This is a genomic window from Micromonospora sp. LOL_013, assembly GCF_048060315.1.
Lineage (GTDB): Bacteria > Actinomycetota > Actinomycetes > Mycobacteriales > Micromonosporaceae > Micromonospora_E.
The window spans coordinates 1-1,351 of record NZ_JBHMIQ010000092.1 but is presented as its reverse complement, the minus strand read 5'-3'; the positions used below and the strand labels follow the sequence as shown (position 1 = coordinate 1,351).

The 1,351-nt window shown below is 71.7% G+C and carries 1 protein-coding gene; it reads right to left on the bottom strand.

Annotated features, from left to right (window positions below; genetic code table 11):
- Nucleotides 1–1,234 (bottom strand): IS4 family transposase (locus tag ACFHWS_RS28445; protein ID WP_416569574.1); only part of this gene is annotated, 1,234 nt, incomplete at its 3' end.
- Nucleotides 1,235–1,351 lie beyond the last annotated feature (117 nt).

Here is a 1,351-nt window from a genome sequence, read left to right as displayed (position 1 = left end):
CGGGGTCGATGTCGGCGGCGGCTGACGCCTCGGCGATCAGCGCGGTGATCGCGTGGTGGACGATCAGGTAGGCCCGGATCTCCTGATGGACCAGGTCCGGCAGGCGGGAACGCAGGACCCGGCCGGGGCCGCGTAGGTGGGTCTTGAGTTGGTCGTTGCCGGTTTCCTCCTCCCAGCGTTCGTGGTACGCGGCGGCGAGTTCGTCGGCGCGGGCGTCGTGGGGGTCGACGATGCTGGTGATCAGGGTGACGACCTCGCCGGTGCCGTTACCGACCCGGTCGGGCACGGTGTACTCGACCACCCTCGCGAGGTGGACGACCGGCAGGCCCTGCCTGTCGAACGCGTCGGGAACCGTGTCGACGTCGGTCAGGTCGGCCCCGGCGCGGGCGGCCGCGAGGAGCCGCTCCCGCCGGGCACCCCGGACCGTCGGCCTGATCAGGACGGTGATCCAGGTGCCGTCGGGCAGTACCCGCACGACCGGCAGGTCGAGCCGGGTCGGCGCCCGCCACACCAGCGCCGCACCGGACGCGACGGCGGTGTCCCACGCCTGCCAGGAGTGGAACCCCCGGTCCGCGACGAGCAGTTCGTCACCGCGTAACCGCGGATACAGCCGCTGCGCGAGGGTCTTCTCACCCACCGCGTAGGCGTCGATCTCCGCGGCGACGAACGCGTGGGTGCCGCACTCCGCGAGGGCCACGACCCGTGCCTTCGGGTACGCCGACCGGTTCTCCCCGGACCCGGCGTAGCCGAACTCGGCCGCGTTCGCGGCGCTGTCGGGCACATCGACGGTGAACCCGTCGATCGCCAGCAGCCGCCACCGGCGTAGGAACGACCCCCGCGCGGTGCCCAACGCGGCCACCGACGCGGTCGGGCCCGACCCGCCCGCGACCGGCCCACACGTGCGCGCGAACACCTCGTCGAACACCCGACGGCCCAACCGTTTCCGCGCCTGGGTGATCGCGCTCGACGTCGGCACGCTCCACCCCGCGTCCCAACACCCGAACCGGTCCAACGACCCCGTGACCCGGGCCGCGACCTCGGTGTAGTCATCGTCGGGGAACAACGTCAGCCCCAACGTCAGATACACGGCCACATGCGCCGGCAACTTCCCGTCCGACCGCTGCTCCCGCACCCCGCACACCTCGACCGCGGCGTCGACCTCCTCCCGCGACACCCGCGAAATCAACACCCCGAGCGTGACCTGGTCCGGCCGCACCACCGCATCCACCGACATGACCCGGAATCAGAACAGCCAACCCCGTCGGCACGCAGCCCGCCACGCCGAACCACCCGACAGCAGCCACACAACCGCAGGCCACACCCCAAGATCAACTTAAGCTACGCAGCATTG